14 protein-coding genes and 1 pseudogene are annotated in these 17,879 nt (G+C 65.5%); 8 read left to right on the forward strand and 7 right to left on the reverse strand.

The features are described from left to right. Positions 1-45 precede the first annotated feature (45 nt). Positions 46-378 (forward strand): annotated as a pseudogene (locus tag AD89_RS20565) (D-2-hydroxyacid dehydrogenase family protein); the annotation flags it as partial. 34 nt (positions 379-412) lie between these two features. Then, on the forward strand, positions 413-988 hold the full coding sequence (locus AD89_RS20570; RefSeq protein ID WP_331279726.1) for an NAD(P)-dependent oxidoreductase: 576 nt from the start codon (positions 413-415) through the stop codon (positions 986-988). A gap of 42 nt (positions 989-1,030) precedes the next feature. Here AD89_RS20570 and AD89_RS0112565 read toward each other — a convergent pair whose 3' ends face one another. The 3 genes from AD89_RS0112565 to AD89_RS0112575 form a co-directional block, all read right to left on the reverse strand. Next, positions 1,031-2,008, reverse strand: a complete 978-nt coding sequence (locus AD89_RS0112565) for a lactate/malate family dehydrogenase (protein WP_025779389.1) — start codon at positions 2,006-2,008, stop codon at positions 1,031-1,033. A gap of 39 nt (positions 2,009-2,047) precedes the next feature. After that, positions 2,048-3,376: an MFS transporter gene (locus tag AD89_RS0112570; protein ID WP_025779390.1), complete on the reverse strand. Its 1,329-nt coding sequence runs from the start codon at positions 3,374-3,376 to the stop codon at positions 2,048-2,050. A gap of 164 nt (positions 3,377-3,540) precedes the next feature. Beyond that, positions 3,541-4,434: a LysR family transcriptional regulator gene (locus AD89_RS0112575; protein ID WP_025779391.1), complete on the reverse strand. Its 894-nt coding sequence runs from the start codon at positions 4,432-4,434 to the stop codon at positions 3,541-3,543. Positions 4,435-4,592: 158 nt separating this feature from the next. Between AD89_RS0112575 and AD89_RS0112580 the strand changes: the two genes are divergently transcribed. Both AD89_RS0112580 and mdlC read left to right on the forward strand, forming a co-directional pair. Beyond that, positions 4,593-6,104 (forward strand): aldehyde dehydrogenase family protein, encoded by a 1,512-nt coding sequence (locus AD89_RS0112580; RefSeq protein ID WP_025779394.1) that lies wholly within the window; start codon positions 4,593-4,595, stop codon positions 6,102-6,104. Between the two features lie 87 nt (positions 6,105-6,191). After that, on the forward strand, positions 6,192-7,820 hold the full coding sequence (gene mdlC / locus AD89_RS0112585) for a benzoylformate decarboxylase (RefSeq protein ID WP_025779396.1): 1,629 nt from the start codon (positions 6,192-6,194) through the stop codon (positions 7,818-7,820). 91 nt (positions 7,821-7,911) lie between these two features. Here mdlC and AD89_RS0112590 read toward each other — a convergent pair whose 3' ends face one another. Beyond that, entirely contained in the window at positions 7,912-8,733 is an 822-nt protein-coding gene (locus AD89_RS0112590; protein ID WP_025779398.1) for an aldo/keto reductase, read from the reverse strand. A 363-nt stretch (positions 8,734-9,096) separates the two neighbouring features. On the opposite strand from AD89_RS0112590, the gene AD89_RS0112600 reads away from it, so the two are divergent. Beyond that, positions 9,097-9,918: a hypothetical protein gene (locus AD89_RS0112600; protein WP_155807440.1), complete on the forward strand. Its 822-nt coding sequence runs from the start codon at positions 9,097-9,099 to the stop codon at positions 9,916-9,918. 246 nt (positions 9,919-10,164) lie between these two features. Here the strand turns inward: AD89_RS0112600 and AD89_RS0112610 are convergent, their stop codons facing one another. Then, entirely contained in the window at positions 10,165-10,683 is a 519-nt protein-coding gene (locus AD89_RS0112610) for an adenine phosphoribosyltransferase (protein ID WP_025779402.1), read from the reverse strand. A gap of 89 nt (positions 10,684-10,772) precedes the next feature. On the opposite strand from AD89_RS0112610, the gene AD89_RS0112615 reads away from it, so the two are divergent. Then, positions 10,773-11,387, forward strand: coding sequence for a protein-L-isoaspartate O-methyltransferase family protein (locus AD89_RS0112615; protein ID WP_025779404.1), 615 nt, complete (start codon positions 10,773-10,775; stop codon positions 11,385-11,387). A gap of 2 nt (positions 11,388-11,389) precedes the next feature. Here the strand turns inward: AD89_RS0112615 and AD89_RS0112620 are convergent, their stop codons facing one another. Beyond that, positions 11,390-13,243 (reverse strand): ABC transporter ATP-binding protein, encoded by a 1,854-nt coding sequence (locus AD89_RS0112620; RefSeq protein ID WP_025779406.1) that lies wholly within the window; start codon positions 13,241-13,243, stop codon positions 11,390-11,392. After that, complete coding sequence (locus tag AD89_RS0112625) at positions 13,240-15,030, reverse strand: ABC transporter ATP-binding protein (RefSeq protein WP_231488650.1); 1,791 nt, start codon at positions 15,028-15,030, stop codon at positions 13,240-13,242. The genes AD89_RS0112620 and AD89_RS0112625 overlap by 4 nt, the downstream gene beginning before the upstream one ends. A gap of 391 nt (positions 15,031-15,421) precedes the next feature. On the opposite strand from AD89_RS0112625, the gene AD89_RS0112630 reads away from it, so the two are divergent. Next, positions 15,422-17,356: an acetolactate synthase large subunit gene (locus AD89_RS0112630; protein ID WP_025779410.1), complete on the forward strand. Its 1,935-nt coding sequence runs from the start codon at positions 15,422-15,424 to the stop codon at positions 17,354-17,356. Continuing rightward, the gene (gene ilvN / locus AD89_RS0112635) at positions 17,353-17,868 is read left to right on the forward strand and encodes an acetolactate synthase small subunit (protein WP_025779412.1); all 516 of its coding nucleotides are present in this window, start codon (positions 17,353-17,355) and stop codon (positions 17,866-17,868) included. Before AD89_RS0112630 ends, ilvN begins: the two co-directional genes overlap by 4 nt. The last annotated feature ends 11 nt before the right edge of the window (positions 17,869-17,879 follow it).

Raw genomic sequence — 17,879 nt, forward strand, 5'->3', positions numbered from 1 at the left:
ATCGGCTCTAGGATGTAGGTCACACGAGTTCAGGAGAGGAACACCATGCGCATCGTCGTTCTCGATGATTTTCAAGAGGTGGCAGCCACATTCGCGGACTGGAGCGGTCTCGACGCCGAGGTCGAGTTCATTGATCGGCCCATCGTCGACGACGATGACCTGGTGCAGGTCCTCTCCGGTGCCGAGGTGGTCGTGGCGATGCGGGAGCGAACCGCCTTCACCGCCGGTCGGCTGCAACGTCTGCCGGATCTGCGTCTGCTCGTGACCACGGGGCGGGTCAACGCCTCCATCGACGTGCAGGCGGCGCGTGCGCTGGGGATCGTGGTCTGCGGGACCGAGTCGACCACCTCGGCGACACCGGAGCTGACCTGGGGACTCATCCTCTCCGTCCTGCGCAGCATCCCGGCCGAGGATGCCGCCGTCCGAGGCGGCGGCTGGCAGTCGAGCGTCGGGGGGAGACCTCGACGGGCACCGCCTCGGCGTGGTCGGTCTGGGACGCCTGGGAACGAAGGTCGCGCGGGTCGGCGCTGCCTTCGGCATGGACGTCGTGGCGTGGAGCCAGAACCTCGATGCCGAACGGGCCGACGGCCTGGGCGTGCGCTCCGTGAGCAAGGACGAACTGTTCTCCACCGCCGACGTGGTGACGATCCACTACAAGCTCAGCGACCGCAGCCGAGGACTCGTCGGCGCTGCCGAGCTCAAGGCGATGAAGCCGGGCAGCATCCTCGTCAACACCTCACGTGCGGGGCTGATCGACACCGACGCGCTCATCACCGTGTTGGAAGCAGGTGGGATCCGGGGCGCCGGACTCGACGTCCACGACGAGGAGCCGCTGCCGGTCGATCACCGTCTGCGCAGCACCCCGCGGACCGTGCTCACCCCGCACCTGGGATACGTCACGGAGGACACGTATCGGATCTTCTTCACTCAAGCCGTCGAGGACATCGCCGCCTGGATCTCAGGAGAGCCGATCCGCGTGCTCGGCTGAGTCGTGGCCAGGCGAACCCGAAGGATCCCTGGTTCGCGATGCTCACCCAGTCGGGAGATCAGCCAGAGCATCCGCTGCCGTGACGGCGACCGACTCGGCTGCCTTCTGCAGCCCCTGGCGGACCTCGCTCGAGACGGCAAGGGCATCATCGGCGGGTCTGATCCGACCGTGCTCCATCACCGTCGGCAGGGTGATGAAGCTGTCGGCGACCGATTCGATGCCTCCGGTCCAGACGCACGCAGGGTGAGGCGTCCCCGCCGACATGCTGCCGATATCGGCGACGACTCCGCGTGGCGTCGTCCACCCGCTGCTGCGCCCAGGCTTGAGCGCCGACCAACGAGCGAACCAGCCGAGGATGTCCTCCTGAACCAGGCGACGCTGCTCGGCATCGAGCTCGTACGGGGCGCCGTCGACCGTGATGTTGTCCCACAGGGGCACCTGACCATCACCGTGCTCCCCGAGGACTAGCCCTCCGACGCGCGCCCCCGACACGCCCAAGACCCTTCCGATGGCGGCTCGGAGCCGAATGCTGTCGTTGACGCTGTACCCGACGATCCGGTCAGGCGTCACCGAGGAGGTCCGCCGCAATGCCTCGCAGAGGATGTCGACGGGGTTCGACAGGAGCATGACGATGCCCTCCGCGCCCGCCAGCCGTTCAATGCTCGGGGTGATCTTGCGCAGCAGCTGGAGATTGTCACGGAGAAAGTCTCTCCGGTCCCCGTCGGGGGTCTCTGGGGCAGAGGCCGCCACGATGACGAGATCGACCTCGTCGGGCGCGGTCTCCTCTCCGACCGCCAGCCGGGCTCGGTCGGTGCCCGCGAGGATCTGCGCCTCGGAGATATCAATGGCGTGTGCCTGCAGGACATTCTCACGGAGATCGGTGAGGCCGATGGTGTCCGCGGCGTCGGAGAGCGCCAGCCCTTCCACTACGCCGGCACCGATGAGGCCGGCGGCTCCGATGACGGCGACCGTCCTCGGCCAGGTCGAGGTCTCTGCGTCGGCGGTTGCGTGTGTGGTCATCACTTTTCCTTTCATAACCGGTTGAGGTGGTGGGCCGTTTCAGGCGCCTGCCTTGTCGAGGTCGATGCCGCGAGGCTCCCTGACGGTGGAGACGACGATGAGCGAAGTCAGACACAGTGCCGTGATGTAGGCGCCAATGGCGACGGAGCTGCCGGTTTCGGCCACGAGCATCTCGGCGATCATCGGAGCGAAGGCGCCGCCGACGACCGCACCGATCGCGTATCCGAGAGAGACTCCCGAGTAGCGGATGCTCGTGGGGAACATCTCCGCGAAGAGCGCTGCCTGCGGGCCGAACGACAGGCCGAGAGCGAGGCTGAGCAAAATCAGCGCCACAGCGAACCACAGCAGGCTGCGGGTCTCGATGAGCAGGCACATCGGCACCGACCAGAGAAGGAGCACGGCGTAGCCGATCTGGTAGGTGCGGACACGACCGATGCGGTCGGAAACGATGCCGCCGGTCATCGTGAAGGCCAGCCAGAAGACTGCGGCGACGGTGCTGATGAGCAGGAGCGGTGCTTGTTCCATGCCCAGATGCTTCGTGCCGTAGGAAACGAAGAAGGCGATGAGAAGGTAGCCGGCGGCGTTGTTCGCGACGAAGATCAGGGATGCTCGAATGACCTGCCACAGATGATGGCGCAGGAGCACTGTCATCGGTGCATGAGAATCGTTCTTCCTCTCCTGCATTCTGCGGAACATCGGGCTTTCCTCGACCGAACGGCGGATGAAGAAGCCGACTGCGACGAGTACGACCGACAGGAGGAAGGGAATGCGCCACCCCCATGCCAGGAACGCCTCGTGGCTGAGCACTGTGGTGGTGACGAACATGACTGCGGTTGCGAGAACCATGCCCAGGGGAGTGCCGATCTGGGGGTAGGCGCCGAAGAATCCGCGACGTTGAGCCGGGGCGTGTTCGACGGCCATGAGCGCTGCTCCGCCCCATTCGCCTCCAGCGGAGAACCCCTGGAGCACGCGGAGGAAGACGAGCAGCAAAGGAGCCCAGACGCCCCACGTCGCATAGGTCGGCAGCAGTCCGATGAGAGCGGTGGCCCCGCCCATGAGGATGAGCGACAGCACCAGCATCGTCTTACGGCCGAGGCGATCGCCGAGGTGTCCGGCGACTGCGGCGCCGAGGGGGCGGAAGAGGAAGCTGATTCCCAAAGACGCCCACGAGACGATCTGGGCCAGCGCCGAACTCTCGGCGCCCAGCGGTTTGAAGTACAGATCCGCGAAGATCAGTCCGGCGGCTTGGGCGTAGATGAAGAAGTCGTACCACTCGATGGTGGTGCCGATGAGCGTGCCGGCGGCGACCTTGCGTTGCTGGCTCTTCGTCGACGCCTCGGTTGTGAGTGGTGCATGGGTGGTGGACATAGGGGCTCCTCATTGATCCGGCAGACCGACCATTGACCAGGTGCTGCGTTTGCAGGACAGTGCACTGGTCGTGACAACTGACTCTAGAAGCCATGACCACATAGGGCCACTAGATTCTCTTGCTAATGGATATAGAAGGCATCAATGATGTGGGGTGGGACCGGTTATGCCGCTCCAGTCGCCGCCGTCTCGGCGACGAGGTCCATGAACCATTGGGTCGCCGGCAGCAGCAGGTCCGCGGGCTGTGAGTACAGAGAGACGTCGAACGACGGGACGGAGACAGGCAGTTCCCGAATATCGAAATCCCAGTCCGCGGCGAAGGTCTGTGCCACATGCATCGGAATGATGGCGACGAGGTTGCCCAGCGGAAGAACTTGGGGAAGCACGGAGAAATGGGGAACCCTCAGGACGATCCGGCGGTCGATGCCATGCGCGGAGATGGCCGCTTCGACTTGGTCGTGTCCGGCGGCCTGGTCGACGACGACGTGTCGTGCGTTCGTGAACTCCTCCAGGCTCATTTCTTCACCCGTTCCTCCGGCGCCGCCGGGCATCGCGCAGACATACCGGTCGCCGGCGATCAGCTCTCGCTTCTCCAGGCCGGGCAGATCGATGCTGGCGACTGCGGCATCCACCTGACCACGGCGCATCCATTCGCGGACGTCGTTGATGTGCATCGGCACGATCTCCAGCGCGGCGTGCGGGGCCTCGGACGCCATGCGTGCGCTGATGGCGGGGAGGAAGGTGAGCTCGCCGAGGTCGGAGAGGCAGAGCCGGAATGCCTTTTCTGTCGTTGCTGGATCGAAATCGTCATCGACGGCTGCGTCGATCTCGGACACCGCTCGGGCAAAGACCATATAGAGCTCCTCGGCGCGCACCGTGGGTTCGACGCCGCTGGCAGTGCGCACGAACAGTCGATCGCCCAGCTGCTTCCTCAGCCGAGAGAGGGCGTAGCTCACCGATGGCTGGGTGACGCAGAGCTCGTGGGCCGCTCTCGTGAGATTCCGTGTCTCGAAGATCGCGTTGAACGTCCGCAGAAGTGTCAGATCTATACTGGCCATGCAGGATTATAAACACAGTCTATACACGGATGTGGAGATTCTATTGGCCGAATTCCGGAGGGCGGCATAGTCTCGAAGCATCCGCTGCATCACGTCTGCCTCGGAGGCCAGCCCGCCACGGACTGGTCGTCTTCGACACCTGCTTCAGAGAGTTCGCCATGTCCACAGATACCACAACGTCCGCACCCGACACCTCAGCATCGGCCGCCGAGGTCATCGAACGCCTTCAGGGCGGAACCTTCATCGGCGGTCGCTGGCGCGACGGATCCTCCGACCGCCCGGTCCGAGTGACTGCGGCCTTCGACGGACAGGAGCTGAGCAGCTTCAACGGTGCCGACGCCGCCGACCTCGACGAAGCGTATGAGGCGGCCGCGGAGGCTCAGGTCGAGTGGGAAGCCCTCCCGGCCTCCGAACGCGCTGCCGTGATCTCCCGCGCCGCCGACGTCCTCGAACGGCGCCGAGACGAGATCGCCGCTCTGCTGCGCATCGAAGCGGGAGCCTCGGCGCTCAAGGCCGACATCGAGATCTCCTCGGCCATCGGCATCACCCGCGAAGCCGCGACGTTCCCAACGCGGGCTCACGGCACCCTCCACCCCTCGTCGTTCCCCGGCAAGGAGAACCGCGTCTACCGCCAGGCGCGCGGAGTCATCGGGGTGATCTCGCCGTGGAACTTCCCGCTGCATCTGTCCATCCGCACAGTCTCCCCGGCTCTGGCACTCGGCAACGCAGTCGTCGTAAAACCGGCCTCCGACACCCCGATCTCGGGTGGGCTCATCCTGGCCGAGGTGTTCGAAGAGGCCGGGCTGCCCGCCGGACTGCTGTCAGTCGTCCCCGGCTCGGGCGCCATCATCGGCGATTACTTGGTCGAACACCCGGTTCCCTCGATGATCTCCTTCACCGGGTCGACCCCGGTCGGTCAGCGCGTCGGAGCACTCGCGGCTCAGGGGCATCTCAAACACGTGGCGCTCGAACTCGGCGGCAACGCTCCGTTCGTCGTCCTCGATGACGCAGACATCGACGGTGCCGTCGACGGCGCCCTCATGGGCAAGTTCCTCAATCAGGGCCAGATCTGCATGGCGGTCAACCGCATCGTCGTCGACGCGTCGATCTACGACGACTTCGTCGAGCGCTTCGCCGCGCGGGCGGCACACCTCAACGCCGGCAACACCACCGATGAGAGTATCCTCGTCGGCCCGATCATCAACGATTCCCAGGCCGAAGAGGTCACCAAACTCATTCAGTCGGCCAAGGACCAAGGTGCACGGGAGGTCGTCGGCGGCCAGATCGACGGACGACTCATCGGCCCGCACGTGTTCGCCGATGTGACCATGGACATGGACATCGCCCGCAATGAAATCTTCGGTCCCGCCGTCGGAATCATCAAGGCCGACGACGAGGCACACGCTCTGCGCATCGCCAATGACACTGAATTCGGGCTGTCGTCCGCCGTCTTCACTCGCGACGTCGAGCGCGGTGTGCGCTTCGCGCGCGGTGTGCGGGCGGGAATGACGCACGTGAACGACTCGACGGTCAACGACGAGCCGCATGTCATGTTCGGCGGTGAGAAGAACTCGGGCATCGGCCGCTTCAACGGCGAGCAGGCGATCGAGGACTTCACCACGCTGCATTGGATCGGCGTCCGCTCGTCGATGGGCCCCGTGCCCTTCTGACCACATGCACTGGGAGGCGTCGGTGCGAGACCGCACCGACGCCTCCCCGAACTGAGCACACCCGACACGAACGAAAGCAGCAGTGACATGGCAGACGGAGAGAAGACAGTCCTCGACGCGAGTCTGGAGGTCTTCCGTGCCCACGGGATGACGACGATCTTCGGAAATCCGGGTTCGAACGAGCTGCCGTTCCTCGCCGGTCTTGGCGACGACTTCCGATTCGTCCTCGGTCTGCATGAACAGGCCGTCGTCGGCATGGCCGAAGGATACGCACGCGCCACGGGAGCCCCGGCGCTGGTGAATCTGCACGCCGCCTCGGGGTCGGGCAACGGTATGGGCGCCTTGACGAACGCCCACTACGGGCACGTTCCGCTGGTCGTCCTCGCCGGTCAGCAGGTGCGCCGCACCGTCGGACAGGAGACGATGCTCGCCAGCGTCGATGCCTCGACGCTGCCCGCCCCGCTGGTGAAGTACTCGCACGAGCCGCTGTCGGCCCTCGACGTGCCCCGCACCCTGTCGCAGGCGGTCCTCGAGGCGGCCACCCAGCCCAGCGGTCCCGTCTATGTGTCCGTCCCACTCGACGACTGGGACCAGTCGGCGCTTCCCGACGACGCACTGTTGGCGCAGCGGTCGGTGGCGACGGCGGGGACGATGTCGACCTCGCTGCTTCGCGAGCTCACGGACGTCCTCGACGGGGCACAGAACCCTGCCCTCGTCCTCGGGCCGCAGGTCGATGCCGCCGCCGTCGCTGATCCGACGGTCTATGAGGATGCCATGGTTCTGGCCGAGCGTCTGAACGCCTCGGTCTTCGTTGCACCCTCACCGACTCGCTGCCCGTTCCCGACGACGCATCCGAACTTCGAAGGCGTCCTCGTCCCAGGTATCAAGTCAGTGCGTGACCGGCTTGCCGGCCACGACGTCGTGCTCGTCATCGGAGCCGCCACCTTCCGTTATCACCGCTGGGAGCCGGCGAACTATCTGGAGCCGGGCACCGAGGTCATCCAGATCACCCAGGACCCGCGGGAGGCGACACGCGCACCGTTCGGGCGCGCCGTCGTCGCGGATACCGCAACCGCGCTCGCCGACCTCGCGGCAGCGACGACGGACCGAGGACCTCGCCGAGGCGACCGTGGGTCTCGAGTCGTCACCGCCCCACCGCGGTCAGAGTTGGGAATGTCCGGCACCGAGGTGCTCGCCGTGCTCAACGATCACGTCGACGACAGCGTCGTCTACGTCAATGAGACGACCACCCTCGACCTCGACTACCTCGAGCGGATCGTCATCGACCGGCCAGGCATGTATCACTTCCCGGCCTCGGGCGGACTGGGCTTCGGGTTGCCGGTCGCCGTGGGGCTGGCCATCGGCGACCCGGAGAAGACCATCGTCGCCACCGTCGGTGACGGCTCCGCGAACTACGGACTCACAGCCCTGTACACGGCGGCTCAGTTGGGCACGAAGACGATCTTCGTCATCGTCAACAACTCCGGCTACGGTGCGCTCTCCGGCTTCGCCGAGCGCATGGGAGTTCCGGGCACCCCGGGCCTGACCTTGGGCACGATCGATTTCGTCTCCCTGGCGCAGGGGTACGGAGTCCCGGCCCGCCGGACCACGACGCGGGAAGAGTTCGAGACCGCCTACCGTGAGGCGCTGCGGGCCGACGGACCGGTGCTCATCGACGCCGTCGTCCTCGGCGTCGACGGCCGGCCGACAGCGTGACCGCCGCCGTGTGGGCAGCGCCCTGAGAACGACGAAGCCGCCGGAGAGTCAGAACTCTCCGGCGGCTTTCGCATTGCTCAACTCGACTGGGTCAGTTCACCTCGGCGGGATCGGCCGAGACGCGGCCGCCGTTTTCGAGCGCGTCGATGGCTGCCACCTCGGCGTCGGTGAGTTCGAAGTCGAAGACGTCGAAGTTCTGTTCCATGCGGTCGCGGTTGTTCGACTTCGGAAAGACGACGTGGCCCTTCTGCAGGTGCCAGCGGATGATCGCCTGGGCCCAGGACTTCTCATGGGCGGCGGCGATCTCACCGATGACGGTGTTCGCGTAGTCGACCTTGCCCTGGCCCAGCGGACCCCAGGCTTCGATCTTGATGTCGTGTTCGGCCAGCAGCGGACGGGTCTCGACCTGCTGGAACTGCGGGTGGACCTCGATCTGGTCGACGGCCGGGATGATGCCCGTGTCGAGGATCTCCGGCAGGAAGCGGTGGTCGAAGTTCGAGACTCCGATCGAAGTGGTCAGACCCTGATCCCGGTAGCCGGGGAAGGCCTCCCAGGTCTCGACGGAGTTCTTGTTCGCCGGGGTCGGCCAATGGATGAGGTAGAGGTCGACGTGGTCGAGGCCGAGCTTCTCCAGGGATTCTCCGAGGGCCCGCTTGGATTCTTCCGCGCCGTGGCGGTCGTTCCACAGCTTGGTCGTAATGAAGAGTTCGTCACGGGCGATTCCGGACTTCGCGATGGCCCGGCCCACGCCTTCCTCGTTGCCGTAGACGGCGGCGGTGTCGATGTGGCGGTAGCCGACTTCGAGGGCGTCGGTGACGATGCGTTCGGTCTCGTCGGGGTCGACCTTGAAGACGCCGAAGCCCAGCTGCGGGATCGTCTTGCCGTCGTTGAGAGTGAGTGTGGGAACCGTCAAGGTGTCCGCCTTTCGTCACGGGGCTGGAATGATCTGCGGAACGTCCTTGTGGGATGTCTCCGCGGAGTCGGGGATCTGAAGGTGATCCCCGAGCGACTCTATAACGACAGTGTCGTTGGCGATCATTCCCTATTTCTCTCAGTTTCTTCATTTTTCGATGCCGCCACGAGCGATCAGTGTCGAGACTGGCACACGGTGTGACCGTGGAAGCGAGTGTGAGACCGATAGGTTCGAGGCATGGGGGAACGAAGAACACATCTTCGCCGCCGGATCGCGTCTGTCGCTGCCGTCATTGTTGCGGCGGTCGGGCTGTCCGGGTGTTTCGGGCCGGACCTCAGCGGCCGCGCACATGACATCGGCGCGGTGCTGTCGACGAAGGCGGGGGTCGAAGATGTCAGAACTGTTTACCAGAACGGCTTCGATTCGGGTCGGTTGCTGGCACACACTGTCACAATGTCCACCGATGCGACTCACAATCAGGCTGTCGAGGTCGCCGCCACGTTCGATCAGGAGACCGGCAGCGAATTCGATCGCTATGACCAAGAGCTCACGCTCGTGATTTCGCACCAGGTCATCGAGATGCGAGACTACACGAGCAGCGACATCATGGCGGATCGAACACCGCATCTTCTTGCGCTCGCGTCAGAACTGTCCGCCGACCGAATCGAGTGGGATCAACAGTCCGAGCAGAGTACCTTCGAAGACTCACTGGAACTGAGAGCTGCGCAGGCTGACCCCTTCCGGACAATCAGTGCGGTACGGACAGAGCTCGGCTCCGAGGACTTCCAGCTGAGGACCAGAGCTCCGTCCCAGGCTGAGTGGATGGTGGCCTTCCCGTACTCGGAACAGGCGCAGAATCGTCTGGAGACGGCAATCAGTCCGATTCTCGGCCAGACCGATGAGATCAGGATCGAAGACGACCAGGTGTCGAGCTACCGCGTTGAAGTCCATGACGGGCCGGCAGCGGTCGGTCAGCTGAGAGAGAAGATCGAACGCATCGATACCGTCAACCCTCAGCCCTGGGATTTCCACTGGAATCTCACCACGGGCCCGAACAGTCAGTGGAATCCAGGATGGGTCAATGTGGGCGGATGCGACTATGGTGAGGAGCCAGACTCGCAGTCCACCTCTTCCGCGCAGACTCTTGAGGATCAACTGCGAGCACTGTACGACACGTGCCAGTGATCGTCAGTGGCGGTCCTGACAGACAGCGGCTGACCTGCCTTCAGCTTCGCCCCTCGTCCTGTGGCCTCTTACCGGTGGACTCCGCGGCGGCGATCTGGGCCTTGTCTGCAGTTCAAGGTCAGTCACGGCGAATTGCTGCTGATTGTGGCCAAGGGCGGCCTGCTGACTGTGGCAGCCACGTCTTCGCGCAGGCGCTCGTCGGTCTCGGTGTGGGCATCGACACCGTCCATCTCTGAGGCGCAGGCGTCACTCTACGAAGAGCGTGTGCACCTCACCCGTACGTTCGCGCCCGCCGAGCGCAGTGAGCTCAAGGACGACGGCTGATCCGATGACTTCGGCGCCGAGATCGGCGACCAGGGACTGAGCAGCGGTGAGCGTCCCGCCGGTGGCGAGGATGTCATCGATGAGGAGGACGCGCTCACCCTTCGTCAGGACATCGGGGCCTTCGATCGTGGCGGTGCCGTATTCGAGGGTGTACGACACGGCGGCAGCCGGGCGGGGGAGCTTCCCGGCCTTGCGGATCGGCAGGATTCCGACTCCCGTCATCGCGGAGATGGCACCGGCGAAGAGGAAGCCGCGGGCCTCGAGCCCGCCGACGATATCGAACTGCCCGGCGAACGGTTCGATGAGCGCCTCGGTGACGGCCCGCATCGCCGGGCCATCGGCGAGCAGCGGAGAGATGTCGCGGAAGACCACTCCCGGTTCGGGATAGTCGGGAATCGAGGTGATGAGGCTCTGGGCGCGGGCGAGATCGGAATGAGTCACGGCACAACGATACTCGGTGGCGCCATTGTGCCCTCAGCGCGGATCGGCACAATGGGAGGTACCGAAGACCGCCGTCGATCGGAGGAGCAATGACATCGAATGCGACGCACGATCGAATCGCCGAGGCGTTCGCCCGGGTTCCGCGCGATCCGTTCCTGCCGGTGGCGGAACGACAGAACGCCTCCGACAATGTGCCCCTGCCGATCGGGCACGGACAGACGAATTCGCAGCCGAGCACCGTCGCGGACATGCTCCGACTCCTCGATCCGCAGCCGGGCCACACCGTCCTCGACCTCGGATCAGGCTCGGGGTGGACGTCGATGCTGCTCGCCGTCCTCGTCGGTCCGGCCGGGCGGGTGATCGGGGTCGAACGCCATCCCGAGCTCGTCGAAACCTCGCGGGCGGCCATCGACGCCGTCACCGCTGATGCCCCAGACCAGGAGACCCTCGTTGAGGTGGCCATCCACGCAGCCGTTCCGGGTGCCCTCGGTCTCCCGGCCGAGGCCCCGTTCGACCGGATTCTCGTCTCCGCCGGGACAGAGTCACTGCCCGACGAGCTCGTCGATCAGCTGGCCCTCGGCGCCACCATGGTCATTCCCGTCGCAGGGGAGATGCTCCGAATCATCCGTGACGGGCCCGGTGCCGACGAGCTGACGATCACTCGTCACGGGTGGTATCGGTTCGTGCCGCTGATCAGCGAGTGACCTCACACGAGGGAGTCGCGCCAGGCCTGGTGCAATTGGGCGAACTTGCCCGTCCCGGAGATGAGTTCGTCCGGCGTGCCGTCCTCGATGATCCGACCGGATTCCATGACGAGCACGCGATCGGCGATCTCGACAGTGGACAGGCGGTGGGCGATGATGATCGCGGTCCTGCCCTCGAGCACCGTGGCCAGAGCGTTCTGCACCAGCCGCTCGGACGGAATGTCGAGGTGAGCGGTCGCCTCATCGAGGACGACGACATCCGGATCGGCGAGGAACACCCGGGCAAAGGACACGAGCTGACGCTGTCCCGAACTCAACCGGCCGCCGCGCTTCTTCACATCCGTGGCATATCCCTCGGGCAGTCGGCGGATGTACGCATCCAAGCCCACGGCGGTCGCGGCTGCCACGACTGCCTCGTCGCTGGCACCAGGATTGCCGATGCGGATGTTGTCGGCGATCGTGCCGGCGAAGAGGAACGACTCCTGGGTGACCATGACGACCGACGACCGCAGCTGTCCGTCATCGAGGTCACGCAGATCCACCTCGTCGAGGGTGATCCGACCGACGCTGGGGTCATAGAACCGGGTGACGAGCTTGACCAGGGTCGACTTGCCCGCGCCGGTGGCGCCGACGAGCGCGACGATCTGCCCCGCGGGGATGTGCAGATCGAAGAGGGGGAGGACATCGGGTCCGTCGGCGTAGGCGAAGCGGACGCCGTCGAGATCGAGGGAGCGGCCGTTGGCGGGTCGTGTGGGTGCGGCGTCATTGTCCGCAGGCGGTGCGCCACCGTTCGCCTGCGCAGGCAGAGCCTGCGGCTGGGTCGGTTCGACCACCTCGGGGTCGGTGTCGAGGACGGCGGCGATCTTCTCCAACGCCGCCGAGGCGGACTGGTAGAGATTGAACGCCTGGACGAGTTCGTCGAGCGGGCCGTAGAAACGGCGCAGGTAGAGGATGAACGCGGCGAGCACGCCGATCTGCGTCCACCCTTCGATGACGAGCCACGCACCGACGACGATGATGACCGTCTGGGTGATGTTGCCGATCAGCCGCGTCCATCCGGCGAACCAGGCCACCCCGCGCAGGGCATCGGTGTTCGCATCCCGATACCGTGCATCCTGATCGCTCAGCGTCCCTCGCCGCTCGGGCTGACGGCGGTACGCCTGCACGGCGCGGATGCCGCCCATCGTCTCGACGAAGTGGACGATGACCTTCGCGATCGACGTCCGCGTCCGCCGGTAGGCGCTGCGCTGAGTCGAATGTGCGGCCTTCGTGATGAAGAACAGCGGCACGAAACCGGCGAAGACGACGATCGCCAAGGGCACATCGAGGACGACGAGCGTGACGGCGATGAACAGCATCTGCAGCACCGCCAGCGCCGTTTCGAACAGAGAGTACGACAGGAACTGCTGTACCGATTCCATGTCCGAGGTCTGTCGGGACACGAGCCGACCCGAGGTCGACTTCTCGTGATAGCCCAGGTCAAGACGCTGCACATGAGTGAACATCCGCTCGCGCAGAGTGAAGAGGATCTTCTGTGCTGTGATCCCGACGAGCCTGGTCGAGGTGAACGCCAGAATCGCCGAGGCGACCGCGGAGACCACGAAGAACGTGACCGCCCGGATGAGCGGACCCATGTCTCCGTCGATGGCGGCGGGCACGCCCTGATCGAGGGCATCGGCGATGAATACCGGCCCGATGACCATGAGGGCCGCGGTGAGGACGACGATGACGGCGAGGAAGATGATCATCGTCGAATGCGGCCTGACCAGCGACATCAGCAGGGCGCGGGCCTTCTTGGCAATGTCCGGCGGCAGCGACTCGGTCTCGTCGTCGCGATCGAGTCGGGGCATACTCATGGTGTCCCTCCTTCCGTCGCCGAGGCGGCAGCCCCCGGATGCGTGTGCGCCTCGGTGTTCGCGCTCGCCCCCATGAGTTCGCGGTAGAGCTTCGAGGACTCGAGCAGCTGTTCGTGGGTGCCCAGCCCCGCGATCCGGCCCTCGTCGAGCACGGCCACCACATCGGCCAGCGCCGCAGTGGAGGGGCGGTGGGCGATGATGAGAGTCGTCGAATCCGGCAGGATCTCCCGCAGGGCCCGCTGCACCCGATCCTCGGTGTCGACGTCGACGGCCGAGAGCGGGTCGTCGAGGACGAGGATGCGCGGACGGCCGATGACAGCGCGAGCCAGGGCGAGGCGCTGTCGCTGACCGCCGGACAGCGACAGACCCTGTTCGCCGACCTGCGTATCCAGCCCCTCGGGCAGGCGGGAGACGAAATCCTTCGCCGCCGCGATCTCGAGGGCCTCCCAGATCTCCTCCTCGCTCGCCCCCGGGGCGCCCATCTCGACGTTCTCGGCGACCGAGGTCGAGAACAGGATCGGATCCTCGAAGGACACGGACACGAGGTGGCGCAGCTCGTTGACCGGCATGTCCCGGATGTCGACCTCGTCGATGCTCACCGTGCCGGCGGAGACATCCTGGAGCCGGGGCACCAGCGATGCCAGAGTCGTCTTGCCCGAGCCTGTCGCCCCGACGAGGGCGAGGGTCTGACCGGGTTCGATGGTGAGATCGAGGCTCCGCAGGGTCAGCCGCTCCGTATCGGCGAAATGGAAATCGACATCGTCGAAGCGCAGCCTCCCGCGGTAGCGGCCGACTTCGGGGGCATCGTCGACCCCGCCGTCGGTGTCTGTGATGTCGTGGCGGATGTCGATGACCTCCCAATACCGACCGGCGGCGGTCAGCGCCATGAGCGCATCGGCGAGCAGGAAGCCGAGCATTTCGATGGGCATTCGCAGCACCATCGAGATCGTCACCGCCGCCACGACCGTGCCGATCGTCGTCCAGCCTTCGATGACGCCCCACGTGCCGATGGCGACGATCGCGGCCTGAGCCAGGGTCGGCAGCAGCAGGAGCACGCTCCACAGCCAGGAGTCGAGCTTCGCTTTGCGGACCTCCAGGGACTTCAGCCGGGTCGAGATCTCGGAGAAGCGCTCGGCGGCCCAGGGGGAGCGGCCGAAGGACTTGAGGATGCGGATGCCCTGGATGGACTCCTCGACGTCGGTGGTCAGTTCGCCCATGGTGTCCTGCGACCGACGGGAGGTCTCCCGATAGTGCTTCTCGAAGACGGCGACCGCGATGATCGCCGGCACCGCCATGAGGATCATGATCAGGCCGAACACCGGCTGCATGATCACGAGCATCACCGTGCCGACGGCGAGCACGATCGGTGTGGACAGGAGGAAGGGCAGCCCGAATGCGAAGAAGCGTCGCAGCTGGGACAGATCATTGACCGCGCGTGAGAGCAGCTGGCCGGACTCCCAGGAATCATGGATCGCCACCGAGGTGTACTGCAGACGGTCGAACAGACGCGAACGCCACGTCACCTCCCAGGCCGAGACTACGGGAGCGACGACCATGCGCCGGGCCCACATGCCGACCGCCTCGGCGATGCCGATGAGCAGCACCCCGAGGACCGGCAGCCACAGGGCGGACAGATCTCGGTGGGCGATGGGTCCGTCGACGATGTGGCCGGTGATCACCGGGACGATGAGCTGGATTCCGTTGGCCAGGAGAGTGAGCACGAGCACGAGGACGTACACGCCGATGCGGGAGCGGAGATCAGGCCAGAAACGGAGGAGGGGGCGCACGAGAATCCAGCCTAGTCGCAGACTGTGACCGATTCCACGATTCCGGCAAACGGACTTCCCGTTTCTCTGTGCGCTGAATGTCACCGGGTGCGCTGAATGTCGCCGGCCGGCAGACGACCGGTGGGGAGGTGTCGACGCAGCGCCGCCTCGGCGAGTCTCGCATGTCAACCATTTTAGGTCTCGGATGTTGGGACGAACGATGACGAGGTTTGACACCCTCGAGTGCTGCGGGGAACTATTGAGGCATGACTCACCTTCTTGTCGTCGTTATTCACCAGCGCGCGGATCTTCCGTAGCCTGTCGAGACGACACGTTCCGCGCGCCCCTACCGAATCCGGAGGGGCTTTTTTCATGCGGGGATGAGAAGGAAACCCAGGAAGGATAGGAATCGATGGCAGCCAAGCCCTCGACCGCGAAGGACACGGGCACTCAAGCCGCGTCCACGCCGGTCACAGCCACACCGTCCAGCATTCGCCGCAACACCGGCCCGGAGGTCCTGACCGGCGCGCAGGCGATCGTCCGCAGCCTCGAGAAGCTCGAGGTCGACACGGTATTCGGGCTTCCCGGCGGCACCATCCTTCCCACCTATGACCCGCTGTTCGAGACGGAGAAGATCCGGCACATCCTCGTCCGCCATGAGCAGGGTGCTGGCCATGCGGCCGAAGGCTATGCGGCGGCATCGGGCAAGCTCGGCGTGTGCATCGCCACCTCGGGTCCCGGCGCGACGAACCTCATCACGGCGCTGGCCGATGCGAATATGGACTCCGTTCCGATGCTCGCGATCACCGGACAGCAGGCCTCGTCGCTGCTCGGCACCGACGCCTTCCAGGAGGCCGATATCGTCGGCATGACGATGCCGGTGACCAAGCACAGCTTCCTCGTCACCCGCGCCGAGGACATCCCCGGAGTGCTCGTCAACGCCTACCACATCGCGACCACCGGCCGTCCCGGACCCGTGCTCGTCGACATCACCAAGGATGCGCAGACCGGCACGGCTCCGTTCGTCTGGTCCGAGGAGCCGGTGCTGGCGGGCTACCGCCCGATCCTCAAGCCGCACGCCAAGCAGATCCGCGAGGCCGCGCGCCTGATGTCCGAGGCCCAGCGCCCCGTGTTCTACATCGGCGGCGGCGTCATCCGCTCGGAGGCCGAGAAGGAGCTGCTGCGCCTGGCCGAGGCCACGAACATCCCCGTGGTCACCACGCTCATGGCGCGCGGAGCCTTCCCCGACTCGCATCAGCTGCACCTGGGCATGCCCGGAATGCACGGCAGCGTACCGGCGGTCACTGCCTTCCAGAAGGCCGATCTGCTCATCGCGATCGGTGCCCGCTTCGACGACCGCGTGACCGGCAAGCTCGACTCGTTCGCCCCGAACGCCCAGGTCATCCACGCCGATATCGACCCGGCCGAGATCGGCAAGAACCGCGAGGTCGATGTGGCCATCGTCGGCGATGCCCGCGAGGTGCTCTCCGAGATGCTCGCAGAGATGCGCAGCAAGTTCCCCAAGGCCCTGGAGCGTCAGCGCGAACCGTGGTGGCGCTTCCTCAACCGTCTCAAGCAGACCTATCCGCTCGGTTACGAGACACACGGCGAACTGTGCGATCCGCAGTACGTGATCTCCCGCATCTCCGCGCTCACCGGCCCCGAGGCGGTCTATGCGGCGGGAGTGGGACAGCACCAGATGTGGGCTGCTCAGTTCATCGAATTCGAGCGCCCCAAGTCCTGGCTCAACTCCGGCGGACTCGGCACCATGGGCTACTCCGTGCCCGCGGCCATGGGTGCGAAGGTCGGCCAGCCCGACCGTGTGGTGTGGGCGATCGACGGAGACGGCTGCTTCCAGATGACGAATCAGGAACTGGCCACCTGCGCGCTCAACAACATCCCGATCAAGGTCGCGATCATCAACAACTCGTCGCTGGGCATGGTCCGCCAGTGGCAGACCCTGTTCTACGACGGCCGCTACTCGAACACCGACCTCAATACCGGCCACGAGACGATCCGGATCCCCGACTTCGCCAAACTGGCCGAAGCCTACGGCTGTGAGGCGATTCGCGTGGATCGCAACGAGGACGTCGACGCCGCGATCGAGAAGGCGCTGTCGATCAACGACCGACCGGTCGTCCTCGACTTCACGGTCCCACCGGATGCGATGGTGTGGCCGATGGTCGCGGCAGGCGTGTCGAACGACGAGATCGAATACGCCCGCGGCATCCGTCCCGAGTTCGACGGAGAGGGCGAAGAGGAAGCCGAGGCCGCCATCGCCGAGGCCGCAGCGAACGAAGACGGCACGGTGCGTTCCGTGGCTCAGATCGAAGGAGGCCTGGAATGAACAACAGCCGACACACACTCTCTGTCCTCGTCGAGAACAAGCCCGGCGTGCTCACCCGGTTCACCGGGCTCATCGCCCGCCGCGGCTTCAACATCCACAGCCTCGCCGTCGGCGTCACCGAGCACGAAGAGCTCTCGCGGATCACCGTGGTCGTCGACGTCAACGATGTTCCCCTGGAGCAGGTGACGAAGCAGCTGAACAAGCTCGTCAACGTCATCAAGATCGTCGAGCTCGAACCCGAGTCCTCGGTGCGTCGCGCGCACATCATCTACAAGGTCAAGGCGAATGCGGCGACGCGGCCGCAGGTCGCCTCGGCGGTGGAGATGTTCCGAGCGAAGATCGTCGACGTCGGACCTGATTCCGTGAGCATCGAAGCCACCGGTGAGCTCGGCAAGGTCGAAGCGCTGCGCGAGGTCCTCGAGCCCTTCGGGATCAAGGAGATCGTGCAGTCGGGAACCGTGGCCATCGGCCGCGGAGCGAAGTCGATCACCGACCGTGCCCTGCGCAGCTGACGAACACTGCG

The organism is Brevibacterium sp. VCM10 (assembly GCF_000583215.1).
Classification (GTDB): domain Bacteria; phylum Actinomycetota; class Actinomycetes; order Actinomycetales; family Brevibacteriaceae; genus Brevibacterium; species Brevibacterium linens.

Excerpts from the sequence above, each read along its gene's own strand:
- AD89_RS0112580 (WP_025779394.1), top strand. The coding sequence starts at position 4,593 with ATGTCCACAGATACCACAACGTCCGCACCCGACACCTCAGCATCGGCC.
- AD89_RS0112615 (WP_025779404.1), top strand. The coding sequence starts at position 10,773 with ATGACATCGAATGCGACGCACGATCGAATCGCCGAGGCGTTCGCCCGG.
- AD89_RS20570 (WP_331279726.1), top strand. The coding sequence starts at position 413 with ATGCCGCCGTCCGAGGCGGCGGCTGGCAGTCGAGCGTCGGGGGGAGAC.
- AD89_RS0112570 (WP_025779390.1), bottom strand. The coding sequence starts at position 3,376 with ATGTCCACCACCCATGCACCACTCACAACCGAGGCGTCGACGAAGAGC.
- AD89_RS0112630 (WP_025779410.1), top strand. The coding sequence starts at position 15,422 with ATGGCAGCCAAGCCCTCGACCGCGAAGGACACGGGCACTCAAGCCGCG.
- mdlC (WP_025779396.1), top strand. The coding sequence starts at position 6,192 with ATGGCAGACGGAGAGAAGACAGTCCTCGACGCGAGTCTGGAGGTCTTC.
- ilvN (WP_025779412.1), top strand. The coding sequence starts at position 17,353 with ATGAACAACAGCCGACACACACTCTCTGTCCTCGTCGAGAACAAGCCC.
- AD89_RS0112575 (WP_025779391.1), bottom strand. The coding sequence starts at position 4,434 with ATGGCCAGTATAGATCTGACACTTCTGCGGACGTTCAACGCGATCTTC.
- AD89_RS0112620 (WP_025779406.1), bottom strand. The coding sequence starts at position 13,243 with ATGAGTATGCCCCGACTCGATCGCGACGACGAGACCGAGTCGCTGCCG.
- AD89_RS0112565 (WP_025779389.1), bottom strand. The coding sequence starts at position 2,008 with ATGACCACACACGCAACCGCCGACGCAGAGACCTCGACCTGGCCGAGG.